Raw genomic sequence first — 20,989 nt, forward strand, 5'->3', positions numbered from 1 at the left:
TGATTGTGGCGGGGCCTTCAACCAAAACGCCGTTATCGCCAACCTGAAACGTCGGTTGAAACAACGAGGCCGGCAACCAACCCCTGCCCCGCCCACCCACTACCCGCCCGCGTTCGACCCGACCACGTGCTGCCGGATCTCCTGCTGGTGGGTGTCGAGCTGCCGGGTGTCGAGCGCTGCGGCCTGACGGCCGTCGACCAGCCCGGCCTGGCCGGTGTCGCACTGCGCGGCGTGGCTGGTGTCGAGCGGTGCGGCCTGCCGCCGGCCATCGGACGGCGCGGCGAGCTGCCGGGTATCGGTCGCCGGAGTGTGCTGCCGGGTGCCGGTCGCCGCCGCCGCGGCGTGCTGCTCGACGCCCGCCGGACCGGCTTGCCGTCCAGCGTCCGGAGGCCCTGCCTGCTGCCTCGCGTCGAGCAGCTCGCCGGTGTGTTCCTCGGCCCACGCCGCGAGCGCGCGGACGGGGGTGAGCAGCGAACGGCCGAGACCGGTCAGCTCGTGCCACCCGTCCGCGCTCGTCAGCAGCCCGTTGCCGCGCAGCCGGGCCAGGGTCTGGGTGAGCATCTTGTTGCTGATGCCGCCGATCCGGTCCAGCAACTCCCCGTACCGCAGCGGCCCGTCGCCGAGGGCGACGACGACCACCACCGACCAGGTGTGCCCGACGACCTCCAGGGTGGTGCGGGCGGGGCAGTCGGCGAGGAACACGTCGAAGTCGCTCACCCCGTCACAAATACCGCTTGAGCTCCCGCTTCGCCAACGACATCCGGTGCACCTCGTCGGGGCCGTCGGCCAGGCGCAGCGTCCGCGCCGCCGCCCACAGCTCGGCCAGCGGGAAGTCCTGGCTCACGCCGCCGGCGCCGTGCGCCTGGATCGCCTTGTCCAGCACCCACTCCGCCATGAGCGGCGTGCCGATCTTGATGGCCTGGATCTCGGTGTGCGCGCCCTTGTTGCCGACGGTGTCCATCAGCCACGCCGTCTTGAGCACCAGCAGCCTGGCCTGCTCGATCCGCACCCGGGACTCGGCGATCCACTCCTGCACGACGCCCTGGCGCGCGATCGGCTGGCCGAACGCGACGCGGGAAATCGCGCGGCGGCACAGGAGTTCCAGCGCGCGTTCCGCGATGCCGATCAGCCGCATGCAGTGGTGGATGCGGCCGGGGCCGAGGCGGGCCTGGGCGATCGCGAAGCCCTCGCCCTCGCCGGCGATCAGGTTGTCGGCGGGCACGCGGACGTTGTCGAAGACGATCTCGGCGTGCCCGCCGTGCGAGGCGTCGGTGTAGCCGAACACGCGCATGCCGCGCTTGACGTGCACGCCGGGCGTGTCGCGCGGCACCAGGATCATCGCCTGCTGACGGTGCCGTTCGGCGTCGGGGTCGGTCTTGCCCATCACGATGAAGATCGCGCAGTTGGGGTTCATCGCACCGGACGACCACCACTTGCGGCCGTTGATGACGTACTCGTCGCCGTCGCGGGTGATGCTGGTGGCGATGTTGGTGGCGTCGGAGGACGCGACGTCCGGCTCGGTCATGCAGAACGCCGACCGGATCTCGCCGTCCAACAAGGGGCGCAGCCACTGCTTCTTCTGCTGCTCGGTGCCGAACATCGCCAGCACCTCCATGTTCCCGGTGTCCGGCGCGGCGCAGTTGAGCGCCTCGGGCGCCAGGTGCGGGCTGCGGCCGGTGATCTCGGCCAGCGGCGCGTACTGCAGGTTCGTCAGGCCGCCGCCGTGGTCGGGGTCGGGCAGGAACAGGTTCCACAGACCCTGCCGGCGCGCCTCGGCCTTCAGCTCCTCCAGCACCGCCGGACGCGCCCACGGGTCCTCGGCGTCGGCCAACTGCTGTTCGGCGACCGGTTCGGCGGGGTAGACGAACTCGTCCATGAACCGCAGCAGCGTGCCGCGCAGTTCCTCGGTCTTGGCGTCGTAGGCGAAGTCCATCAGTGCTCCCCTGAGCTCGCGGCGAGTCCCTGCCGGACCAGCGGCAGGGTGAGTTGGCCGATCTGGTCGAACCCCGCTCCCACGGTCTTGCCGTGGGTGAAGCGGAAGTGGATGCCTTCGAGGATCACGGCGAGCTTGAAGTACGCGAACGCCGTGTACCAGGCCAGACCGCCGGTGTCGGCGCCGCTGCGCTCGGCGTAGCGGCGCACCAGCGCGTCGGTGTCGGCGAAACCGGGCAACGTCGGCACGGTGCCGGTGATCGGGTCGTCCTCGCGCGCGCCGATGCCGTTCCAGTACACGCACAGCAGGCCGACGTCGGCCAGCGGGTCGCCCAGCGTGGCCATCTCCCAGTCCAGCACCGCGCTGATGTCCAGCGGGTCCTCGGTGACCAGGACGTTGTCCAGCCGGTAGTCGCCGTGCACGATCGTGGCGCGGGCGGAGTCGGGGACGCTGTCGGCGAGCCGGTCGCGCAGTTCGTCGATGCCGGGCAGCTCACGGCTGCGCGAGGCGTCGAGCTGCTTGCCCCAGCGGGCGACCTGGCGCTTGAGGAAGCCGTCCGGCCGGCCGAAGTCGGTCAGGCCGACGTCCTTCGGGTCGACGGCGTGCAGGTCGGCGAGCACGTCGACCAACCGTTCGGACAGGGTGCGCGCCTTGTCGGGGGTGAGCCACGGGCACTGGTCGCGGTGCCGCAGCGCGACGCCGGGCACCTCTTCCATCAGGTAGAACGGCGCGCCGATGACGTCGGTGTCCTCGCAGAGCAGCTCGACGCGCGGCACGGGCACGGCGGTGTCGGCGAGTGCCTTGATCACGCGGTGTTCGCGGGACATGTCGTGCGCGGTGGCCAGCACGTGGCCCAGCGGCGGGCGGCGCAGCACCCAGCGCTCCCGGCCGTCGGTGACGCGGTAGGTCAGGTTCGACCGTCCGCCGGGGATCAGTTCGCCGGTCAACGGGCCGGTGCCGAGGTGCGCGGCGAGCCGGTCGAGGTCCAGGCCGGGTAGTTCGGTCATGCGGCGACTCCCCTGAGCTGGGCGATCACCGCGCGGGTCGTGTCGGCGTCGGTGTGCCGGTGGGCGTGCAGGCCGACCGCCTGCGCCGCTTCGACGTTGACCGGCGCGTCGTCGAAGAACACGCACCGGTGGGCGGGCAGGCCGATCTGGTCCAGAGTGTGCTGGAAGATGCGCGGGTCCGGCTTGCGCAGCCCGATCCGACCGCTGATCACGATCGTGTCGAACAGCTCCAGCAGCAGCTCCTCGGGATAGCCCTCGCCCCAGCTGTTGGACAGCAGCACGGTCCGCAGGCCGTCGGCGCGCAGTTCGCGGACCAGGTCGACCATCTTCGGGTCCGGGTGGGCGCTGCCGAACATGCGGCGCAGCAGGCCTTTCGACGCCACCTCGCGTCCGTCGACGGTGAGGAGCTCGGCGGCCAGGAGTGCCTCGAACTCGTCGGGCGTGAGCTCGCCGGTCTCCAGTCGGAACACCGGGTTGTCGGGGACCGCGTCACGGCCCATCCAGCTCTTCATGGTCCGGCCGTAGCGGTCCCGGTCGATGTTCTCCGAAGTCAGCCAGTCCTCGATGAAGGCGGGCACGGAGACCGTGAGCACGCCACCCCAGTCCAACACCACCGCGTCGATGCGCCGTTCGTCCACGTCGCGAGGGTACCGACCGGTCGGTATGTCGGCAACCCTCGTCGCCCGAGGACCCTCACCAGGGCTTTGAGTCGTGTCTTCTTAGCCTGCCGGGAGGAAGCAATGCCGGTTCTGGTCACCGGTGCGACCGGCATCGCCGGGCAATGCGTGGTGCGTCGACTGCTCGACGGGGGTGGTCGGTCCGGGCGTTGACGCGTGATCCGGCGGCGGCTCGACTGCCGGCCGGGGTCGAGGTGGTGGCCGGGGACTTCACCGGCCCGTCGTCGCTGGCGGCCGCGGTGAAGGCGTTGGTGGAGGAGGGCACGCCGGTCGGACCTACCAGCCGACCGGTCCGGCACCGGTGCTTCGGCGGGACGCGGTGCGGATGATCGGCGAGGCGATCGGGCGTGACGTGGAGTTCGTGGAGCTGACCCCGGACCAGGCGCGTGAGGCGTGGCGTGACGTCTACCCGGCTGAGGTGTCCGAGTGGTTCCTCGAGATGGGCCGTCACCCCGACGGCAGCAGTTGGGTATCGCCGGACGTCGAGCGGGTGCTGACATCGCGGCATGCGAAGTGGTCGCAGCCGCCGGTTGGTCAGCCTCGTTCACGAGGACCGTCCGCCGGGTCGATCGTCAGGGCGGTTCGGGCAGGGCATTGCGCAGGCGGATTCCGCTGAACCCGAGCGTGCTCGCGACCACCCGTCGCCAGAACGGCCACAGGTTGGCCATCAGCCGCAGCTCGATGCCGGCGTCCTCGTGCAACGCGAGCAGGTCGCCGACCACCTCGGGCGCGCCGAGCGGTTCGACCGGTTCGGTGGCCACGTGGGCGTTGGTCGGTTCGCCGAACGGCCGGAACGCCCGCGCGTCGAACCGGTAGGCGTACAGCCGTGCGGTCTGCATCCGGCGCAGCCAGCCGAACTCGATCGCGTGAACCCGCTCGACACCCAGCCACGCCCGGTCCTCGGCGCTGGTGGTCGGTTCGACCCACGCCATCGCACGCGGACACTGGCGCGGGAACCAGTAGTCGGGCGTCCGTGTGTGGTCCACCGCCCACACGTACGCCTCGGGTTGTCGGGCCGTGGCGGCGACGTGCGGCTCGAACCGGGTGATCGTGGGGTCTTCGGAGAAGTGCAGCACTTCCCCCGGCGCCGGTCGCATGGTCGGCGATCCTGTCGGACGTCGACCGGCACGATCCACCGATTTCCGCTCAGGCCGCGTCCGGTACCGCCTGCACTGTCCGGTCCCGACCTGCGCATCGGTGACGCGATCTGCCGGTGTCACCGCACACCGGGCCGCGGGCAGCGGCCGGGCCAGTGGGCGAGTGCCGCTCGGGCGGTGGGCGATGTGCACCGGGCCTACCTGCCGCAGACCCGGTGCACATCCGGTAGCCGACGGCGTGGAATTGTCAGGCGTTGATCTCCTTCGGTGCGCCGTCGGTCTGGCCGATGGTGATCTTGCGCGGCTTGGCCTTCTCCGCGATCGGGATGCGCAGCGTCAGCACGCCGGAGTCGTAGTCGGCCTTGATCCGGTCGACGTCGAGCGAGTCACCGAGGAACAGCTGGCGCGAGAAGACGCCCAGAGGACGCTCGGACAGCTGCATCTCGACGTCGTCGGTGCGGTTGGGGCGACGCTCGGCCTTCACCGTGAGCACGTTGCGCTCGACGTCGAGGTCGATGGCGTCCGGGGTGACTCCGGGCAGGTCGAACTCCACCACGAACTGGTCGTTGGCGCGGTAGGCGTCCATCGGCATGGGCGTGGGCCGCGACCACGTGCCCGGTCCGCTGAAGAACTGCTGCGCCAGCCGGTCCAGCTCCCGGAACGGGTCCGTGCGCATCAACATCGGGAACACCTCCTGGTTTGGTCTGGTCAATGCGCTGGTGATTGCGCTGCCGATTCAGTTGTACCACGTCGTCATGTGGTTGACAAGAGCGAATGTCGTCGGTAAGTTGACGTCATGGCGATCGGAGACTACGAGACCGTCCGGGCGGCGGCAACCGGGGAAGACCTCAGTGCGGGGCAGGTGCTGTCCGCGCTGGTCCTCCTGCGGCGACTGCGCGACGAGCTGGCCGGTTGGGAACCGCAGCTGATCGCCGCGGCGCGTGAGCTGGGCACGAGCTGGGCCGAGCTGGCTCCCGCGCTGGGAGTGGCCAGCAGACAGGCGGCGGAGCGCCGGTACCTGCGGCTGCGCCCGTCGGAACTGGGCGCTACCGCCGAGGGTCGGGTCCGTGCCGAACGGGACAAGCGCGCGGCTGACCGGGCGGTGTCGCAGTGGGCGCGCGACAACGCCGCGTCGCTGCGCAGCCTGGCCGGTCAGGTCGGCCGGATGGACGTCGTCGTGCGCGAGGCGCTGGCGGAGGACGACGCCGTGGCGCTGCTGGAGCCGTTGCTGGCGGCGCTGAGCAGGATGCGGGCCAGCCACCCGGAGTTGGCCCAGGAGATCCAGGCCGTCGGCGACCGAGCGGAGGAGGTGCGACGCGACACCCAGACGCTGCGGGACAACCAGATGCTGCGCGACAACCACTGACAACCACCGACGACCGACAACCGCTCATCACCACCGACGAGCGGTAAGCGACAAGCGGCAAACAGCGACACGCACTGGCGGGCGCTGGCGTTCGGTTGACAACGGCAGCGCCCGGACCGCCCACCGGGACGCTGCGGTAGGTCGGGCCCGACCTAACCGAACGACCAGACCGATTGCCGAAGTGGTGGAGGTTGGCTTGAGCGGGGCTGCCGTTGTGTCGGTGGCGGAGGGTAGTCCTTCTCGGGGCGGGTCGGGGTCAACCGATCGGCTTGGTCGGGGTCAACCTTCTCCCGAGGGGATTCGGTCCTTTCGTCGCTCGTGGTGATCGGTTCCCGCTGTCACGGTGGAGAGGCTTTCCACAGTGGCAGGGGGATGGAAATGCCGATCTCTGAACGGGTAGTGGCGTTGGTGGCGGTGGCCGCGTCGGTGGTGTCGCTGGGTGCCGGGGTCACGGCGGCCTCGCCGGGGCGGCCCGACCGGCCGGGTGGCTGGGCGGGTGATTGGGCGACGTGGTCGAAGGACTCGGCCGGGTCGCGGTACGCGGCGGCGGAGTGGCGGATCACGCCGCGCACCGTGTCGAAGTTGAAGGTGAAGTGGGCGTTCGCCTTCCCGAAATCGGAGGCTCCGGTGCGGAGCCAGCCTGCCGTGGTCGGCGGGGTGGCGTTCTTCGGCGGGCCGGATGGGAGGTTCCACGCGCGGGACGCGGAGACCGGCGCGGAGGTGTGGACGACGGACCTGTCCGGGATCGCTCCGGGCGCCCGGCCGGCGATCCCGTGGGACAGCCCGTCGGTGTCGGGCGGGCGGGTGTACTTCGGCGATGTGCGCGGCTTCGTCTACTCGCTGGACCAGGTCACGGGTCGGGTGGTGTGGGCGAAGCAGGTCGACGCGCACCCGGCGGCGACGGTGACCAGTTCACCGATCGTGCACGACGGGAAGGTGTACGTCGGCACGTCGAGCGGTGAGAACGCGGCCACCAGCCCGGACGGGACGGACGACCCGAACTACCCGTGCTGCACGTTCCGCGGTCACATCGACGCCCTCGACGCCCGCACGGGCGAGCTGGTGTGGCGGCACTACACGGTGCCCGAGCCGCAGGCGGTGGGGACGTGGCCCAGTGGCGCGACCCGGTACGAGCCGTCCGGGGCAGGGGTGTGGAGCTCGCCGGTGGTCGACGCGCGCAGCGGCACCGTGTACGTCGGCACCGGTCAGAACTACACGGGCAGCGCCGGCGATTTCGACACGTTGCTGGCGCTGGACCACCGCACGGGCGCGGTGAAGTGGCGCAACCAGGTCACGAAGGCCGACACGTGGCGCGGGTTGTGCAACAGCCCCGAACCGGAGGGCTACTGCCCGGGGCTGAAGGACGGCACGGCGTTGGACTACGACATCGGCGCGACGCCGAACCTGTTCACCGCGGGCGGGCGGGAGCTGGTCGGGGTGGGGCAGAAGTTGGGCGTCTACCACGTGTTCGACGCGAGGACCGGGGAGGTGGTGTGGCGTCGGCAGCTGGGTGTGCCGTTGCCCAGCGGCGGCATCTCGGGCATCCAGTGGGGCACGAGCTACGACGGGCACCGGCTCTACATCGCGACGTACTTCGCCGATCCGGGCACGGTGTTCGCGGTGGACCCGGCCACGGGCCGCGTGCTGTGGAAGACGCCGAACCCGGCGGACGGCTGCACGACCGGTGGCGCCGCCGCGCACCCGGAGATCTGCTCGCTGGGTCACGGCCCGGCGGTGACGAGCAGTCCGGGCCTGGTGTGGGAGGGAGGCAACGACGGCAAGCTGCGGGCGTACTCGGCGCGGGACGGCCGGGTGCTGTGGACCTACGACACGATCCGGGACTTCACCGGCGTCAACGGCCTGCCGGGGCGTGGCGGCACGATCTCCGGTGGCGGTGGTGGCGCGGTCGTGGCCGACGGGATGGTGTACGTGCAGGCGGGTTACGCGCCGGACTACCCGAACCCGGACGGCGGTGACGTGCTGCTCGCGTTCGGCCTGTGACGGTCGGCTCTGTGACGGTCGGACCCCGTGACGGTCGGACCCCGTGACCGGTGGCGCCGGGGTGGTCAGCCGACGATGGTGACCACCCCGGTGCCGCCGTCGATCTCGACCGGCACGCCGAGCGGCACGGTGAGCTGGCCGTCACAGTGCCCGAACGGGGCGTCGGCGACGATCGGCACGCCGAGGCCGCCGAGCCGGTCGGCGAGCACGGCCGCGGGGTCGCCGCAGCCCGTCCACGAGCCGAGGACGAGCCCGGCGACGCGGTCGAACCACCCGGACCGCAGCAGGTCGGTGAGCATCCGGTCGAGCCGGTAGGGCTCTTCGTTGACGTCCTCGAGCAGCACGATCGCGCCGGCGGGCGGTGGCGCGTCGAGGAGGCTGAGGTTGCCGCCGACGGCGACGCCCCGGGCGACGCCGGGCGCCATGCCGACCCCGCGGTAGGACGACACGCCGGTGAACAGGGCGGCGCGGAGCCGTTCGCGGGCGTCGGCGTCCTCCACGAACGCCCTGGTGCCGACCATCGGCCCGAACCAGGTGGGCACGCCGTGCGCCCAGAACCGCTCGTGCAGCACGGTGGTGTCGCTGGAGCCGACGAAGACCTTCCGGCGTCCGGAAGCCGCCGCGGCGACGGCGGTCCAGTCGACCAGGTCCACCATGCGCAGGCTGCCGTAGCCGCCGCGGGCGCACAGCACCCCGACCACGGCCGGGTCGAGCCAGGCCTGTTCGAGCGCACGGGCGCGGTCGGTGTCGTGGCCGGCGAGGTAGTCCAGCGTCGGGTGGGTGTCCAGGGCGTGGTCGTCGACCCGCACGTCCAGGCCCCACTTGCGCAGCCACGCGACGCCGGCGTCGAGGAGCCCGGCCGCGCACGGTCCGGCCGGGCTGACCACGACGACCCGGTCACCCGCCCGCAACAAAGGAGACCCGGAGGACGTCACCGGCGCAGCTCCAGCACCGCGACGCCCTCGGGGGTGAAGCCGAACACCTGCCCGTAGAACGACAGCTCGGCCTCCAGCGCGGCCACGATCGTCTCGGCCTTGCGGAACCCGTGCTGCTCGCCCTCGAACGTGAGGTAGGCGTGCGGGATGCCGGTGCCGTCCAGCGCCGAGGCGAACCGGTCGGCCTGCTCGGGCGGGCAGATCTCGTCCTCCAGGCCCTGCAGCAGCAGCACGGGCCCGGCCAGCCGGTCGACCCGGTGCGACGGCGACCGTTCGGCGTACCGGTCGGTCGCCGCGGGCCACGGCCCGACCAGGCCCTCGACGTACCGGGACTCGAAGTCGTGGGTCTCGCCGCCGTCGCCGGTCCAGCCGGCCAGGTCGAGGATGGGGAACGCGACCATGCCGCACCGGTAGGTCTTCACCGAGGTCAGCGACGCGGCGGAGGTCCAGCCTCCGGCGCTGCCGCCGCGGATGGCGAGCCGGTCGCCGTCGGCGGTGCCCTCGTCGGCCAACGCCTGGGCGACGGCGGCGCAGTCGTTGACGTCGACCACGCCCCACTGCTCGCGCAGCCGTTCGCGGAACGCCCGCCCGTAGCCGGTGGAGCCGCCGTAGTTGACCGCGACCACGCCGATGCCGCGGCTGGTCAGGTAGGCCAGCTCGGCGTCGAGCACGGGCGCGGAACGGCCGGTGGGCCCGCCGTGGACGTGCACGACGTAGGGCGGTTTCTCGTCGTCGGGCCCGGCGAAGTCGGGGTTGTGCGGCGGGTAGACGTAGGCGGGCACGTCGCCGTCCGGCCCGCGGAACACGCGTTCCTCGGGCACCGGCAGGTAGTCGGCCGGCAACGGCGACTCGCCGGACGTGTGCTCGGTGAGGACGCCGGTGGACAGGTCCAGCGACACCACGGCGGACTCGGCGAGCGGTCCGGAGGCGCCGCTGACGACCACGCCGTCGTGCACGGCGAGGTGCGCGTGCCAGACGGGCAGGTCCACGTCGACGTCGGTGACGGTGCCGCTGCGCTCGTCGAGCACCGCCAGCGCGCCGGAGCGCAGCACGGCGTGGCGGCCGGGGCCGATGGTGGCGAACCAGCGGTTGCCGAGCCGCCACATCGGCCCGCCCAGCTCCGCGGCGACGGGCGCGAGGTTGGTGCGGGTGCCGTCCAGGCCGATGCGGAACAGGTTCCACCAGCCGTCGGGGTCGGTCAGCGCCAGCAGCGTGGGTTCCCCGGCGGATGCCTCCCACTCGACCTGGCACACGGCCTCGGTCTCGCCGCCGGCCAGCACGCGGTAGTCGGAGGAGCCGACCTCGGCGACGCACAGCTCGGTGCCGTCCCACGGCATGCGGGGGTGGTCCCAGCCGATCCACGCGTAGTGGCGGCCGTCGGGCGAGAGCCGGGGTCCGGTCATGAAGTGGTGGCTGGCGGCGAGCACGCGCGGCGGTGAGCCGTCCAGCGGCAGCGCGACCAGGTCGCGGCGCACGTCGGTGCGCGCGTCGCCGGTCACGGTCTCGCGCACGCACCACACCTCGGCGTGGCCGGGCCCGGCGGTGAGGTCGGCGTAGCGGTGGCCGTGCCGGCGCTCGGGTTCGGGGCTGAGCGGGACGGGCCGCGGGTCGTCGGGGTCGAACAGGTAGACGCGCTGGTCGTCCCAGTTGGTGAACGCCACGCGCGTCCCCTCGGGGGTGTCCAGCACGACCCACGGCCGGCCGCCGTACTCGTGGACGCGGTTGCGCGCGTTCCACGGCGGGGGCAGCAGGTCCTGGCCGTCGCGCACCAGCGCGACCCGGCCGCCCTCGGCGGGTCGTCCCTCGGCCCACCAGGGACGACCGTCGTGCAGGTCGACCCAGTGCAGGCCCCCACCGGCCGCGGCGGCGTCGGCCGCGTCGATGGGCGATGTCCACGTTCCGTACGGCGCGATCGTCACCACGCGGCGACCTTATCCGGGCGCGCGGCGGCCGGTCAGCGCCGATCGACCGGGAGTCGTGTTCGCCAGTCGTGGAAAAGCACGGGGCAGGGCTGCCGATCTTGCTCGCGTGGCCTAGGGTCGTCGTTGTCATGGCACGGGTCATCCACGTATTCCGCCAGCCCGACCGGTTCGTCGCCGGCACAGTCGGGCAGCCTGGCGAGCGCACGTTCTACCTGCAGGCCTCCGAGGAGGCCCGGCTGGTCAGCGTGGCGCTGGAGAAGCAACAGGTCGCCGTACTCGCCGAGCGCATCGGCTCGCTGTTGGAGGAGGTGCACCGGCGGTTCGGCGCGGAAGTGCCCGAACTGGTCCCCGAGGACCTCCGGGACACCGAACCCTTGGCGGTGCCGGTCGAGGAGGAGTTCAAGGTCGGCACGATGGGGCTGGGCTGGGACGCCGAGTCCCGCGCGGTGGTCATCGAACTGCTCGCGATCACCGAGGAGGAGGTCGACGAGGCGGTGGTGCTCGACGACACCGAGGAGGGTCCGGACGCGGTGCGGGTGTTCCTGAGCCCGGTGGAGGCGCGGGCGTTCGCCGAGCGCGCGGAACGGGTGGTGCGGGCGGGCCGCAAGCCGTGTCCGCTGTGCGCCGAGCCGCTCGACCCCGAGGGGCACGTCTGTCCGCGGCAGAACGGCTACCGTCGTTCGGACGAGGGCTGAGCGCGGCGGTGGGTCCGGCGGACGACGGGGTGCTCGACCTGCTGCGGCGTGGCCGCATCGACGTCGAGGGCAGGCTGGTGGACGCGTCGAACGCGACGTTGTTCTGCAAGATCAGCCTGGACGGCGTGACGGCGCAGTGCGTGTACAAGCCGGTGCGCGGCGAGCGGCCGTTGTGGGACTTCCCGGACGGGACGCTGGCGGGCCGCGAGGTGGCCACGTACCTGGTGTCGGAGGCGGCGGGGGTGCACGTGGTGCCGCCGACGGTGCTGCGGGAGGGTCCGTTCGGGTCGGGCATGGTGCAGTTGTGGGTGGAGACCCGCGAGGACGACGACCTGGTGGACATCGTGCCGGTGGCCGAGGTGCGGCCGGGGTGGCGTTCGGTGTTGCGGGCGCACGACCGGTACGGGGAGCCTGCGGTGCTGGTGCACGCCGACCACCCGCGGGTGCGGTTGATGGCGGCGTTCGACGTGGTGGTGAACAACGCCGACCGCAAGGGTGGTCACGTGCTGCACGCGCTCGACGGCGCGGTGTACGGGGTGGACCACGGGATCTGCCTGCACAGCGACGACAAGCTGCGCACGGTGTTGTGGGGTTGGTTGGGCGAGGAGCTGGCCGCGGAGGCGGTCGAGGCGCTGCGTCGGCTGCGGTCGCGGCTGGACGGCGGGTTGTCGGAGCGGCTGCACGAGCACCTGACGCGCGCGGAGGTGCGGGCGTTGACCGAGCGGGTGGAGAAGCTGCTGGCGGCGGGGGTGTACCCGGCGCCGTCCGACGACTGGCCGGCGATCCCCTGGCCCGCGTTCTGACCGGTCCGCCCGGCCGGTCGCCCGACGGGGGTCGGGGGATCTTCTGACGGCCCGGTCGCGTGTTGTCTACTTGCCGCGTGGGCGTCGAACTGCGCGAGGTGACCGCTGCCGACGTGCTGCTGTTCTTCGAGCACCAGCGCGATCCGGAGGCGGTGCGGATGGCCGCGTTCACCTCGGCGGACCCGTCGGACCGGGCGGCGTTCCTGGTGCGGTGGGCGCGGATCCTGGCCGACGACTCGGTGGTGGCGCGGACGGTGGTGTTCGACGGCGAGGTGGTCGGCCACGTGGGCAGGTTCACCCGGTTCGGTGAGCCGGAGGTGACGTGCTGGATCGACCGCGAGCACTGGGGCAAGGGGTTGGCGACGGCGGCGTTGGAGCTGTTGCTGCGGGACGAGCCGCGGCGCCCGCTGTTCGCGCGGGCGGCGGTGGACAACCTGGGGTCGCTGCGGGTGTTGGCGAAGTGCGGGTTCGTGGCGGTCGGCGAGGACGTGGGGTTCGCCGCGGGGCGTGGTGAGGACGTGGAGGAGTTCATCTTGAGGTTGGACGGCTGATGGGGTCGTTGGAGGAGCGCATGACGCGGCGCTTCGGCCTGGGTGTGCGGTCGTGGCTTGACGGTCTGGACGCGCTGGTGGCGGGGTTGTGCCGGGACTGGGGCCTGGAGGTGGTGCGGCCGTTCTCCGGGGGCACGTCGCACACGTTGTGGTGCACGCGTGACGGCGAGCCGGTGGTGGTGAAGGTGACGCCGGAGCCGGCGATCGCGGCGCAGGAGCTGGCGGCGCTGCGTGCGTGAGAGCCGTCGCCGCGGATGGTGCGGGTGCTGGCGGCGGATCCCGCGCGGGGCGCGCTGCTGCTGGAGGGCCTGACGCCGGGCACCCCCGCGGCGTCGGACGATCCCGGGTTGGCCGAGGTGCTGAACGCGCTGCACATCCCGCCGCGGGACGGGTTCCCGCCGTTGAGCGAACGGGTGGACTTCGTCTTCGGCGTGCTGCGCCGGCGGCACCCCGGCGACCACGACCGGGCGCACGCGCGGGCGGCGGAGCTGGCCCGTGACCGGGTGGCGGCGACGCTGCTGCACGGCGACCTGCACTTCGGCAACGTGCTGGACGCGGGCGGGCGGGGGCTGGTGGCGATCGACCCGCGGCCGTGCGTGGGCGACCCGGCGTCCGACGCGGTGGACTTCGCCTACGCCTCGCCGGACCTGCGGGACGGCATCGAGCGCTGGTCGGCGGTGGTGGACGGGGACCGGTTGGCGGCGTGGTGCGAGGTGTTCGCGGGGTTCTTCCCCGATCACCCGTCGGTCGTCGGCACGGCGTAGCGCCACGCGGCGGCCGCGGGCCGGTAACGTCGCCGGCCGTGCGATCACACGACTACGGCCGCGACGTGCTGTCGGGCCGCAAGCGCAGGACGGTGCCCGAGGTGGTGGCCGAGGTCGGGCTGGTGGCGGAGGACCCGGCGTCGGGGTTCTGCGGCGCGGTGGTGCGGTTCGAGCACGGGCAGGTGGTGCTGGAGGACCGGCAGGGCAGGCACCGGCTGTTCCCGCTGCGCCCGGCGGGGTTCCTGGTGGACGGGCAGCCGGTGACGTTGGTGCGGCCCGCGCCCGCGGCGGCGACACCCGCGCGGACGGCGTCGGGGTCGGTGAAGGTCGAGGGGCTGCGTGCCCGCACGGCCCGCGACAGCCGGATCTGGGTGGAGGGCCTGCACGACGCGGAGCTGGTGGAGCGGGTGTGGGGGCACGACCTGCGCGTGGAGGGCGTCGTGGTCGAGCCGCTGGACGGGGTGGACGTGCTGGCCGACCGGATCGCGGAGTTCGGCACGGGGCCGGGTCGGCGGCTGGGTGTGCTGGTGGACCACCTGGTGGCGGGCAGCAAGGAGTCGCGGCTGGTGTCGGCGATCCGGGACGACGACGTGCTGGTCACCGGCCACCCGTACGTGGACGTGTGGCAGGCGGTGAAGCCGGCGTCGGTGGGGATCGCGGCGTGGCCGGTGGTGCCGCGGGGCGTGCCGTGGAAGGAGGGTGTGTGCGCCGCCCTGGGCTGGGGCGAGCCCTACGAGGGGTGGCGTCGGGTGTTGGCGGGGGTGTCGGGGTTCCGGGACCTGGAGACGCCGTTGATCGGCGCGGTGGAGCGGTTGATCGACTTCGTGACGGAGCCGGCCGCCTGAAACCCGCCCCGCGTGCCGCCGGAAGTGCGAGGATGGGTGGGTGGCCGCGCTGATCTGGTTGATCCTCGGTGTCGTCCTGGTGGCGGCCGAGCTCCTGTCGGGCGACTTCGTGCTGGTCATGCTGGGTCTGGCCGCGTTCGGCGCGGCGGGCGCGTCCGCGTTGGGCGGGGACGTGGTGGTCAGCGGGATCGTGTTCGGCCTGGTGTCGCTGGGGCTGGTGGTGGGCGCGCGGCCCGCGATCAGGCGCCGCATGGCGCTGGGGCAGGGCCACAAGTCGGGCGTCGAGGCCCTGGTGGGCAGCACCGCCGTCGTCGTGTCCACTGTGGACGGGCACGGCGGTAGGGTGCGGATCGGCGGCGACGTGTGGTCGGCGCGGTCGTTGGACCACGAGACCATCGAGCCCGGCGCCGAAGTCACTGTTGTCGAGATCTCGGGCGCGACCGCAGTGGTGCTGTCCGGGGCCTGAGTGGAGGCTGGGAGAGTTGACCACCACGCTGATCGTCATCGCGGTCCTGGTGCTGTTCGTGCTGATAGTCATGGTGAAGTCGGTGCTGGTGATCCCGCAGGCCACGGCCGCGGTGATCGAGCGGCTGGGCCGGTACCGCACGACCGCCGCGCCGGGGTTGAACATCCTGGTGCCGTTCTTCGACCGGGTGCGGGCGCGGATCGACCTGCGCGAGCAGGTGGTGTCGTTCCCGCCGCAGCCGGTGATCACCCGGGACAACCTGACGGTGTCGATCGACACCGTCGTCTACTTCCAGGTGACCGATCCGCGGGCGGCGGTGTACGAGATCTCGAACTACATCGTGGGTGTGGAGCAGCTGGCGACCACGACGCTGCGCAACCTGGTGGGCGGGATGAGCCTGGAGGAGACGCTGACCTCCCGTGACCAGATCAACAACCAGTTGCGCGGTGTGCTGGACGAGGCGACGGGCCGGTGGGGCATCCGGGTGGCGCGGGTGGAGTTGAAGGCGGTCGACCCGCCGCCGTCGATCCGGGACTCGATGGAGAAGCAGATGCGCGCGGACCGGGAGAAGCGCGCGATGATCCTCAACGCGGAGGGCCAGCGGGAAGCGGCGATCAAGTCCGCGGAGGGTCAGAAGCAGGCGCAGATCCTGTCGGCGGAGGGCGCGAAGCAGGCGGCGATCCTGACCGCGGAGGCCGAGCGGCAGGCGGCGATCCTGCGGGCGCAGGGCGAGCGGGCGGCCCGGTACCTGCAGGCGCAGGGTCAGGCGAAGGCGATCGAGAAGGTGTTCGCGGCGATCAAGGCGGGCAGGCCGACGCCGGAGGTGCTGGCCTACCAGTACCTGCAGACGTTGCCGCAGATGGCGCAGGGCGACGCGAACAAGGTGTGGCTGGTGCCGTCGGACTACGGCAAGGCGCTGGAGGGTTTCGCGAAGATGCTGGGCGCGCCGGGCGAGGACGGCGTGTTCCGCTACGAGCCGCCCGCCTACGAGAAGCCGGTGTCGTCGGCGCCGGAGGAGGACGACCCGTCGGTGGCGGACTGGTTCGACACGGCGCCGGACCCGGCGGTGGCCGAGGCGGTGCGGGCGGCGGAGGCGGTGGCGCGCAAGGAGGTGCCGGGTCCGTTGGAGCACAGCCCGGTCGAGCGCGGGGTGGAGCGCGGCACGTTGGGGTCGGGGCCGGTGGCGCGTGAGGTGGGCGGCGGGGAGTCGGAGCCGCCGCGTTCGCTGCACGAGTGACGCCCGGTTGGTGATCTTGGACGCAGTGGTGGGGCGTCGGCGGTGGTCGCCGGCGCCCCTTTCGCGTGGTCGGGGCGGGTGATCGCGTCGGCGGGCGTCCGGGCGGGGGCTCGTGGGGCGGGTCGGTGTGCGGTTGGATGTCGCGGTGGACGCTTTACCGGGTCGTGCGGCGGCCGCGCTGGCCCGTGTGGACGTGCCGTGGTCGGTGCGGTGGGACGAGTTGGCGTCGGTGGTGGCGGAGCTGTCGGCGTTGGTGCGGGGTGGGCCGGGCGCGCGGGTGGTGGCGCGGGAGTTGGCCGAGGTGCTGGTGGGCGCGACGCAGGGCGGTGCGCAGCGGGCGGCGTTGGCCGGGTTGGTGGACCGGGTGTTGGACCTGCACGCGGTGGCGTGCGCGGGCGAGCCGGCCGTGGACGGTCGGGAGTTGGCGGCGTGGTTGTTGTGGTTGCAGACGGGGTTCGCCGAGCCGCCGGAGGTGCGGTTGGCGGCGTACGCGTCGGCGTTGGGCGAGGACGGGCTGGAGCGCTACCGGGCTGAGGCGGTGGCGCGGTTCGAGCGGTTGCCGGTGATCGGGTTCGGGGAGACCGGGCGGTACGACCGGGAGCGGTGGGCGTTGCTGCGGGTGATGGAGGAGTTGGCCGAGCACACCGGTGACGTGGACCTGCAGGTGTTGGTGCTGTCGCGGGACCTGTCGTCGGGGTGGCACTACCTGCAGGTGGCGACGGTGTTGCGGGACGCGGGCCGGTCGGCGGAGGCGGTGGCGTGGGTGGAGCGGGGTCTGGTGGCGACGGGCGGTCGTGGCGCGGCGACCCGGCTGGTGGACCTGGGTGTGGACGAGTGCCTGCGCGCGGGGTGGGTGCGGCGGGCGGTGGGGTTGCGGCGGCGGGCGTTCCTGGCGCACCCGACGTGGGAGTCCTACGCGCGGTTGCGGGCGGTGGCGTCGGCGTCGGGTGCGTGGCCGTCGGTGCGCGAGGAGGTGCTCGGGCAGGTGGCGTGGGGTGCGGACGACGTGCTGCGGCAGGTGGTGGAGGCGGAGTCGGCCGCGGTGTCGGGTGGCCCGGTGCCGGAGTGGTTGCGGCGGTTGCGGGCGGAACTGGAGCTGCGGGAGCGTTCCGAGCGTTGAATTCACGCGTTCCGACCGTAGGACACGGTCGTTCCGAACGTAGGACACGCGCGTTGCGGAGGTGGGGCGCGCGGGGTCAGGGGTAGGCGGGTGGGCGGCGGTCGGTCCAGGGGCGGGCGCGTTCGAGTTGGCCCGCGGCGGTGAGGATGGTGCGTTCGTCGCCGGTGGTGGCGACGAGGTGCACGGCCAGGGGCAGGCCGGTGCGGGTGTGGCCGGCGGGGACGGCGGCGGCGGGGTTGCCGGTGATGTTCCACAGGGGCAGGAACGTGGTCATGCGGGCGGCGGCGAGCAGTGCGGCGAGGGTGGGTCGGCGGTTCCACTCGCCGACGCGCAGCGGCGGCCGGGTGAGCACGGGGGTGAGCAGCAGGTCGTGGTCGTCGAAGAGCCGGTTGGCGTGCTCGGTCAGCTTCGCGGTCTGGGCGAGGGCGGCGCGCACGGCGGGCGCGGGCAGGGAGCGGCCGAGGGCGGCGACGGCGCGGGTGCGGGCGTCGAGCCGGTCGGGTCGGTCCAGGGCCCGCTCGGTGGTGGCGGCGCTGTGCAGGTAGCGGGCGGCGAGGACGGCGGGTCCGGCGACGTCGTGCAGGTTGTCGGGGTCGACGCGGGTGACGTCGTGGCCGAGGTCGGCGAGCAGGCCGGCGGTGTCGAGGACGGCGTCGCGGACTTCGGGGTCGACGGGGATGCCGCGGCCCCAGGTGCGCAGGGACACGGCGACGCGCAGGGTCCGGGTGGCGGTGACGGCGGCGGTGTGGTCGCCGCCGGGCGCGAGGACGTCGAGGAGCAGGGCGGCGTCGGCGACGTGGCGGGTGATGGGTCCGGCGGCGACCAGGCCGTCCCAGACGTCGCGGTCGGGGGTGAGGGGCACGTGGTCGCGTTGCGGTTTGAGGCCGAACAGGCCGGTGCAGGCCGCCGGGATGCGGATCGAGCCCGCGCCGTCGGTGCCGATGGCGGCGCCGACGAGACCGGCGGCGACGGCGGCGGCCGATCCGCCGCTGGACCCGCCGGGCGAGTGGTCGGCCGACCAGGGGTTGCGGGTGGCGCCGGCCCAGGTGGACTCGGTGTAGGGCCACAGGCCGAGTTCGGGCATGCGGGTGCGGCCGACGATGACGGCGCCGGCGTCGCGCAGGCGGCGGACGATCTCGGAGTCGGCGGGCGCGGTGGTGTCGACGGCGGCGGTGCCCTTGGTGGTGGGCAGGCCGGCGATGGCGAGGTCTTCCTTGACCGCGACGGGCACGCCGAGCAGGGGCGCGTCCTCGCCGCGGGCGAGGCGGGCGTCGGCGTGGTCGGCGTCGGCGAGGGCGCGGTCGGTGAACACGAGCCGGAACGCGTTGAGGCTCCGGTCGTGCCGGTCGATGCGGCGCAGGCACTCGGCGACGAGGGCGCGTGAGGTGAGCGCGCCGGATCGCAGCAGTTCGGCCTGTCGGGCGGCGCCCGCGAAGCACGCGTCGGTCAGGTCCATAAGGCGGACTCTAGGGCAGGCACGGGCGTGGGTGGATCAGGCCGCCGGGGTGATCGGGTCGTGCCGCCGGCGGTGTCGCAGGCCGCGGTGCACGAGCAGCGCGATGAGCAGCAGCGGCCACGGGAACGGCAGGGGTGAGGCGATCCAGGCGACGGCGAGCACCAGCAGCACGATCGGCAGCACGGGTGGCCGGTGTCGCGCGGGCGGGGTGGCCGGTGGTGGCGGCGCGGGCAGGTCGGCGGTGAGGGCGGCGAGGTCGTGGTGGTGGACGGCGGCGTAGGCGGCGGCGATGCGCTCGTCGGCTTCGGCGAGGGTGAGGCGGCCTTCGCCGACGGCGTCGCGCAGCCGGGCGGCGGTGTGCTCGCGGTCGGTGTCGGAGGCGCGGTGGGCCGGGGTGCTGGTCGGTTCCATGCCTTCGATGCTCCGTGTGGGCGAGCGTCTCGGCGTCGGCCACGAAGCGGTGACGGGAAGTACGTCCGTCGACGTACGCGGGACGGGCATGATCGGGGGTATGTCGTCGTGGCTGGTGCCGTTGGCGGTGGCGTTGGTCATCGTCTGGATTGGCGTGCGCCATGCGCGCGCGTCGCGTTCGGAGACGTTGTTGGACGAGCACGCGCGGCGGCGGGTGGGGCCGGACGCGGGTGCGGCCCCGGCTCCGGTGTCGGTGTGGCGTGAGGCGAACCGGCTGTTCCGGGCCGGTGAGGAGGAGGGGTTGCTGCTGTTGGCCGAGATCGGCCGGCAGGTGCCGCGGCGGCGGCAGGCGGTGGTGACGTCGTGGTTGGCGGCGTTGCGCGGCGGGGTGAGCCTGGGGTTGGACGCGCCGTGGCGCACGGCGGTGCAGCGGGAGCTGGTGTCGCACCTGCGGCCGGGCGCGGATTTCTGGCCGGGGATGGACGTGGTGGCGCCGGGGGCGATCCTGGTGGACTTCGACCTGTCGGGGTGCCGGGTGAACCGGGTGGACCTGATGGGCGCGGTGTTCCTGGGTGACGCGCGGTTCGAGGCGATGACGGTGACGGGTGACGCGAACTTCGCGGGCGCCCGGTTCCTGCGGCACGCGGTGTTCACCGACGCGTTGTTCGCGCGGTCGGTGTCGTTCGGGTTGGCGGTGTTCGCCGGGAACGTGTCGTTGCGGGCGGCGCAGGTGGCCGACCAGCTGGTGTTCGCGCGGGCGAAGGTGTCGGGTCGGGCGGACCTGCGGCGGGCCGAGGTGTCGGGTCGGGCGGATTTCCGGCACGTGAGGTTCGGCGGTCGGGCGTTGTTCGGTGACGTGGTGTTCCACCAGGACGCGTGGTTCCGGCACGCGTGGTTCCGCGGTCGGACGGACGTGGGGTCGGCGTTGATCGGCGAGGCGGCGGAGTTCGGCAACGCCCGTTTCGGTCGCCGCGTCATGCACTGACCGCGCCGACGGGAACCGCGCCGGTCGTGTCGACGGGGTGCGGCCGGTTCGCGGGGACGCGCGGGCCGGCCACGAGGTGGGCCGGTCGGGTGGAGTCCGCCGGGCGCGCTCGGGCGGGCAGCCTCGCGGTGGGCCGGCCGGTCGTGCGGTGGCGGGTGGGTCAGGCGGTGCGCGTGCGGTGGTCGGCGACGTGGACGCGGTTGGCGCAGCGGGTGGTGCAGAAGCGGCGGCGGCCGTTGCGGGAGGTGTCGACGTAGACGGTGTGGCAGCCGGGGCGTGCGCAGCGGCCGAGGCGGCCGGGGTCGTCGCAGACGGCGTTGGCGAGGCCGGCGGCGGTGAAGGCGCGGACGCGCTGCGGTGTGGGCGCGTGTTCGGGGGCGTAGTGCAGGTGGGGTGGTCGGTCGTCGTGGGTGGAGATGTAGGGCTTGGCGGCGGCTTCGGCGAGCAGGTCGTTGACCAGCGCGATCTGCTCGGGGGTGTGGTCGAAGACGGGTGAGAGCCGGGCGGCCCAGGCGGTGAGTTCGCGGGCCTGGTCGTCGTCGAGGTCGCCGAGGGGTTTGTAGCCGTGCTCGCGCAGCAGGTCGAGCAGGTCGGCGGCGGTGCTGCGGGGGTCGGCGTTGACCAGGGCGGCGGCGAGTTCCGCTGCCGCGCCGCCGTAAGGGTTGAAATGCACTGAACCATGACATCACGCTGGTGGGGTGAACACCAGATGCCCTTG

Annotated in this window: 24 protein-coding genes; 13 read left to right on the forward strand and 11 right to left on the reverse strand. The window is 73.0% G+C overall.

The annotated features are described in order from the left end of the window. Nucleotides 1–99: 99 nt before the first annotated feature. Genes ADK67_RS48255 through ADK67_RS18550 form a run of 4 tightly spaced genes read right to left on the reverse strand, consistent with a single transcriptional unit; the run spans nt 100 to nt 3,578 of the window. Nucleotides 100–717 carry a winged helix-turn-helix transcriptional regulator gene (locus ADK67_RS48255; protein ID WP_063797639.1) on the reverse strand — a complete coding sequence of 206 codons (618 nt, stop codon included), beginning with the start codon at nt 715–717 and terminating at the stop codon, nt 100–102. 4 nt (nt 718–721) lie between these two features. Next, complete coding sequence (locus tag ADK67_RS18540) at nt 722–1,933, reverse strand: acyl-CoA dehydrogenase family protein (RefSeq protein WP_053717677.1); 1,212 nt, start codon at nt 1,931–1,933, stop codon at nt 722–724. Continuing rightward, nucleotides 1,933–2,940 carry a phosphotransferase family protein gene (locus ADK67_RS18545; protein ID WP_053717678.1) on the reverse strand — a complete coding sequence of 336 codons (1,008 nt, stop codon included), beginning with the start codon at nt 2,938–2,940 and terminating at the stop codon, nt 1,933–1,935. Before ADK67_RS18545 ends, ADK67_RS18540 begins: the two co-directional genes overlap by 1 nt. Next, complete coding sequence (locus ADK67_RS18550; RefSeq protein ID WP_063797640.1) at nt 2,937–3,578, reverse strand: HAD family hydrolase; 642 nt, start codon at nt 3,576–3,578, stop codon at nt 2,937–2,939. The genes ADK67_RS18545 and ADK67_RS18550 overlap by 4 nt, the downstream gene beginning before the upstream one ends. A 188-nt stretch (nt 3,579–3,766) precedes the next feature. Here ADK67_RS18550 and ADK67_RS52610 point away from each other — a divergent pair, with 188 nt between their 5' ends. Further along, nucleotides 3,767–3,946 carry a hypothetical protein gene (locus ADK67_RS52610; protein ID WP_053717679.1) on the forward strand — a complete coding sequence of 60 codons (180 nt, stop codon included), beginning with the start codon at nt 3,767–3,769 and terminating at the stop codon, nt 3,944–3,946. 243 nt (nt 3,947–4,189) lie between these two features. Here the strand turns inward: ADK67_RS52610 and ADK67_RS18560 are convergent, their stop codons facing one another. Beyond that, on the reverse strand, nt 4,190–4,714 hold the full coding sequence (locus ADK67_RS18560) for a DUF6886 family protein (protein ID WP_053717680.1): 525 nt from the start codon (nt 4,712–4,714) through the stop codon (nt 4,190–4,192). Between the two features lie 247 nt (nt 4,715–4,961). Next, nucleotides 4,962–5,396, reverse strand: a complete 435-nt coding sequence (locus tag ADK67_RS18565) for an Hsp20/alpha crystallin family protein (protein ID WP_053717681.1) — start codon at nt 5,394–5,396, stop codon at nt 4,962–4,964. Between the two features lie 114 nt (nt 5,397–5,510). On the opposite strand from ADK67_RS18565, the gene ADK67_RS18570 reads away from it, so the two are divergent. Both ADK67_RS18570 and ADK67_RS18575 read left to right on the forward strand, forming a co-directional pair. Further along, the gene (locus ADK67_RS18570; RefSeq protein WP_053717682.1) at nt 5,511–6,080 is read left to right on the forward strand and encodes a hypothetical protein; all 570 of its coding nucleotides are present in this window, start codon (nt 5,511–5,513) and stop codon (nt 6,078–6,080) included. Between the two features lie 378 nt (nt 6,081–6,458). Further along, a complete protein-coding gene (locus tag ADK67_RS18575; RefSeq protein WP_053717683.1) occupies nt 6,459–8,081 on the forward strand; it encodes an outer membrane protein assembly factor BamB family protein in 1,623 nt (540 codons plus the stop codon). Between the two features lie 65 nt (nt 8,082–8,146). Here ADK67_RS18575 and ADK67_RS18580 read toward each other — a convergent pair whose 3' ends face one another. Continuing rightward, nucleotides 8,147–9,016, reverse strand: a complete 870-nt coding sequence (locus ADK67_RS18580) for a S66 peptidase family protein (protein ID WP_053717684.1) — start codon at nt 9,014–9,016, stop codon at nt 8,147–8,149. Further along, complete coding sequence (locus ADK67_RS18585) at nt 9,013–10,938, reverse strand: prolyl oligopeptidase family serine peptidase (RefSeq protein ID WP_053717685.1); 1,926 nt, start codon at nt 10,936–10,938, stop codon at nt 9,013–9,015. The genes ADK67_RS18580 and ADK67_RS18585 overlap by 4 nt, the downstream gene beginning before the upstream one ends. Nucleotides 10,939–11,066: 128 nt before the next feature. Here ADK67_RS18585 and ADK67_RS18590 point away from each other — a divergent pair, with 128 nt between their 5' ends. From ADK67_RS18590 to ADK67_RS18630, 9 genes are all read left to right on the forward strand, one after another. Further along, nucleotides 11,067–11,633, forward strand: a complete 567-nt coding sequence (locus ADK67_RS18590) for a DUF3090 domain-containing protein (protein WP_053717686.1) — start codon at nt 11,067–11,069, stop codon at nt 11,631–11,633. An 8-nt stretch (nt 11,634–11,641) separates the two neighbouring features. Next, the gene (locus ADK67_RS18595) at nt 11,642–12,436 is read left to right on the forward strand and encodes an SCO1664 family protein (protein WP_053717687.1); all 795 of its coding nucleotides are present in this window, start codon (nt 11,642–11,644) and stop codon (nt 12,434–12,436) included. Between the two features lie 77 nt (nt 12,437–12,513). Next, complete coding sequence (locus tag ADK67_RS18600; protein ID WP_053717688.1) at nt 12,514–12,987, forward strand: GNAT family N-acetyltransferase; 474 nt, start codon at nt 12,514–12,516, stop codon at nt 12,985–12,987. A 20-nt stretch (nt 12,988–13,007) separates the two neighbouring features. Next, the gene (locus ADK67_RS18605) at nt 13,008–13,226 is read left to right on the forward strand and encodes a hypothetical protein (protein WP_157620557.1); all 219 of its coding nucleotides are present in this window, start codon (nt 13,008–13,010) and stop codon (nt 13,224–13,226) included. 15 nt (nt 13,227–13,241) lie between these two features. Continuing rightward, nucleotides 13,242–13,751, forward strand: a complete 510-nt coding sequence (locus ADK67_RS18610) for an aminoglycoside phosphotransferase family protein (RefSeq protein ID WP_053717690.1) — start codon at nt 13,242–13,244, stop codon at nt 13,749–13,751. Nucleotides 13,752–13,789: 38 nt separating this feature from the next. Continuing rightward, on the forward strand, nt 13,790–14,596 hold the full coding sequence (locus ADK67_RS18615) for a DUF3097 domain-containing protein (RefSeq protein ID WP_053717691.1): 807 nt from the start codon (nt 13,790–13,792) through the stop codon (nt 14,594–14,596). Between the two features lie 40 nt (nt 14,597–14,636). Next, nucleotides 14,637–15,062, forward strand: a complete 426-nt coding sequence (locus ADK67_RS18620; protein WP_053717692.1) for an NfeD family protein — start codon at nt 14,637–14,639, stop codon at nt 15,060–15,062. 70 nt (nt 15,063–15,132) lie between these two features. Further along, nucleotides 15,133–16,299, forward strand: a complete 1,167-nt coding sequence (locus ADK67_RS18625; protein WP_231648250.1) for an SPFH domain-containing protein — start codon at nt 15,133–15,135, stop codon at nt 16,297–16,299. A 145-nt stretch (nt 16,300–16,444) separates the two neighbouring features. After that, nucleotides 16,445–17,419, forward strand: a complete 975-nt coding sequence (locus ADK67_RS18630) for a hypothetical protein (protein WP_157620559.1) — start codon at nt 16,445–16,447, stop codon at nt 17,417–17,419. Nucleotides 17,420–17,495: 76 nt separating this feature from the next. Here ADK67_RS18630 and ADK67_RS18635 read toward each other — a convergent pair whose 3' ends face one another. Continuing rightward, nucleotides 17,496–18,875, reverse strand: a complete 1,380-nt coding sequence (locus ADK67_RS18635; RefSeq protein WP_053717694.1) for an amidase family protein — start codon at nt 18,873–18,875, stop codon at nt 17,496–17,498. 36 nt (nt 18,876–18,911) lie between these two features. Then, nucleotides 18,912–19,286 (reverse strand): DUF1707 SHOCT-like domain-containing protein, encoded by a 375-nt coding sequence (locus ADK67_RS18640; RefSeq protein WP_053717695.1) that lies wholly within the window; start codon nt 19,284–19,286, stop codon nt 18,912–18,914. 100 nt (nt 19,287–19,386) lie between these two features. Between ADK67_RS18640 and ADK67_RS18645 the strand changes: the two genes are divergently transcribed. Further along, entirely contained in the window at nt 19,387–20,271 is an 885-nt protein-coding gene (locus ADK67_RS18645; RefSeq protein ID WP_053717696.1) for a pentapeptide repeat-containing protein, read from the forward strand. Between the two features lie 160 nt (nt 20,272–20,431). On the opposite strand, the gene ADK67_RS18650 is transcribed toward ADK67_RS18645, so the two are convergent. After that, entirely contained in the window at nt 20,432–20,944 is a 513-nt protein-coding gene (locus ADK67_RS18650) for a CGNR zinc finger domain-containing protein (RefSeq protein WP_053717697.1), read from the reverse strand. Between the last annotated feature and the right edge of the window lie 45 nt (nt 20,945–20,989).

The organism is Saccharothrix sp. NRRL B-16348, assembly GCF_001280085.1.
Classification (GTDB): Bacteria; Actinomycetota; Actinomycetes; order Mycobacteriales; family Pseudonocardiaceae; genus Actinosynnema.

What these genes read in the sequence shown, in the direction of transcription:
- ADK67_RS18540 (WP_053717677.1), bottom strand. Translation starts at nt 1,933, where the DNA reads ATGGACTTCGCCTACGACGCCAAGACCGAGGAACTGCGCGGCACGCTG.
- ADK67_RS18545 (WP_053717678.1), bottom strand. Translation starts at nt 2,940, where the DNA reads ATGACCGAACTACCCGGCCTGGACCTCGACCGGCTCGCCGCGCACCTC.
- ADK67_RS18560 (WP_053717680.1), bottom strand. Translation starts at nt 4,714, where the DNA reads ATGCGACCGGCGCCGGGGGAAGTGCTGCACTTCTCCGAAGACCCCACG.
- ADK67_RS18565 (WP_053717681.1), bottom strand. Translation starts at nt 5,396, where the DNA reads ATGTTGATGCGCACGGACCCGTTCCGGGAGCTGGACCGGCTGGCGCAG.
- ADK67_RS18570 (WP_053717682.1), top strand. Translation starts at nt 5,511, where the DNA reads ATGGCGATCGGAGACTACGAGACCGTCCGGGCGGCGGCAACCGGGGAA.
- ADK67_RS18575 (WP_053717683.1), top strand. Translation starts at nt 6,459, where the DNA reads ATGCCGATCTCTGAACGGGTAGTGGCGTTGGTGGCGGTGGCCGCGTCG.
- ADK67_RS18590 (WP_053717686.1), top strand. Translation starts at nt 11,067, where the DNA reads ATGGCACGGGTCATCCACGTATTCCGCCAGCCCGACCGGTTCGTCGCC.
- ADK67_RS18605 (WP_157620557.1), top strand. Translation starts at nt 13,008, where the DNA reads ATGACGCGGCGCTTCGGCCTGGGTGTGCGGTCGTGGCTTGACGGTCTG.
- ADK67_RS18610 (WP_053717690.1), top strand. Translation starts at nt 13,242, where the DNA reads ATGGTGCGGGTGCTGGCGGCGGATCCCGCGCGGGGCGCGCTGCTGCTG.
- ADK67_RS18625 (WP_231648250.1), top strand. Translation starts at nt 15,133, where the DNA reads ATGGTGAAGTCGGTGCTGGTGATCCCGCAGGCCACGGCCGCGGTGATC.
- ADK67_RS18635 (WP_053717694.1), bottom strand. Translation starts at nt 18,875, where the DNA reads ATGGACCTGACCGACGCGTGCTTCGCGGGCGCCGCCCGACAGGCCGAA.
- ADK67_RS18640 (WP_053717695.1), bottom strand. Translation starts at nt 19,286, where the DNA reads ATGGAACCGACCAGCACCCCGGCCCACCGCGCCTCCGACACCGACCGC.
- ADK67_RS18645 (WP_053717696.1), top strand. Translation starts at nt 19,387, where the DNA reads ATGTCGTCGTGGCTGGTGCCGTTGGCGGTGGCGTTGGTCATCGTCTGG.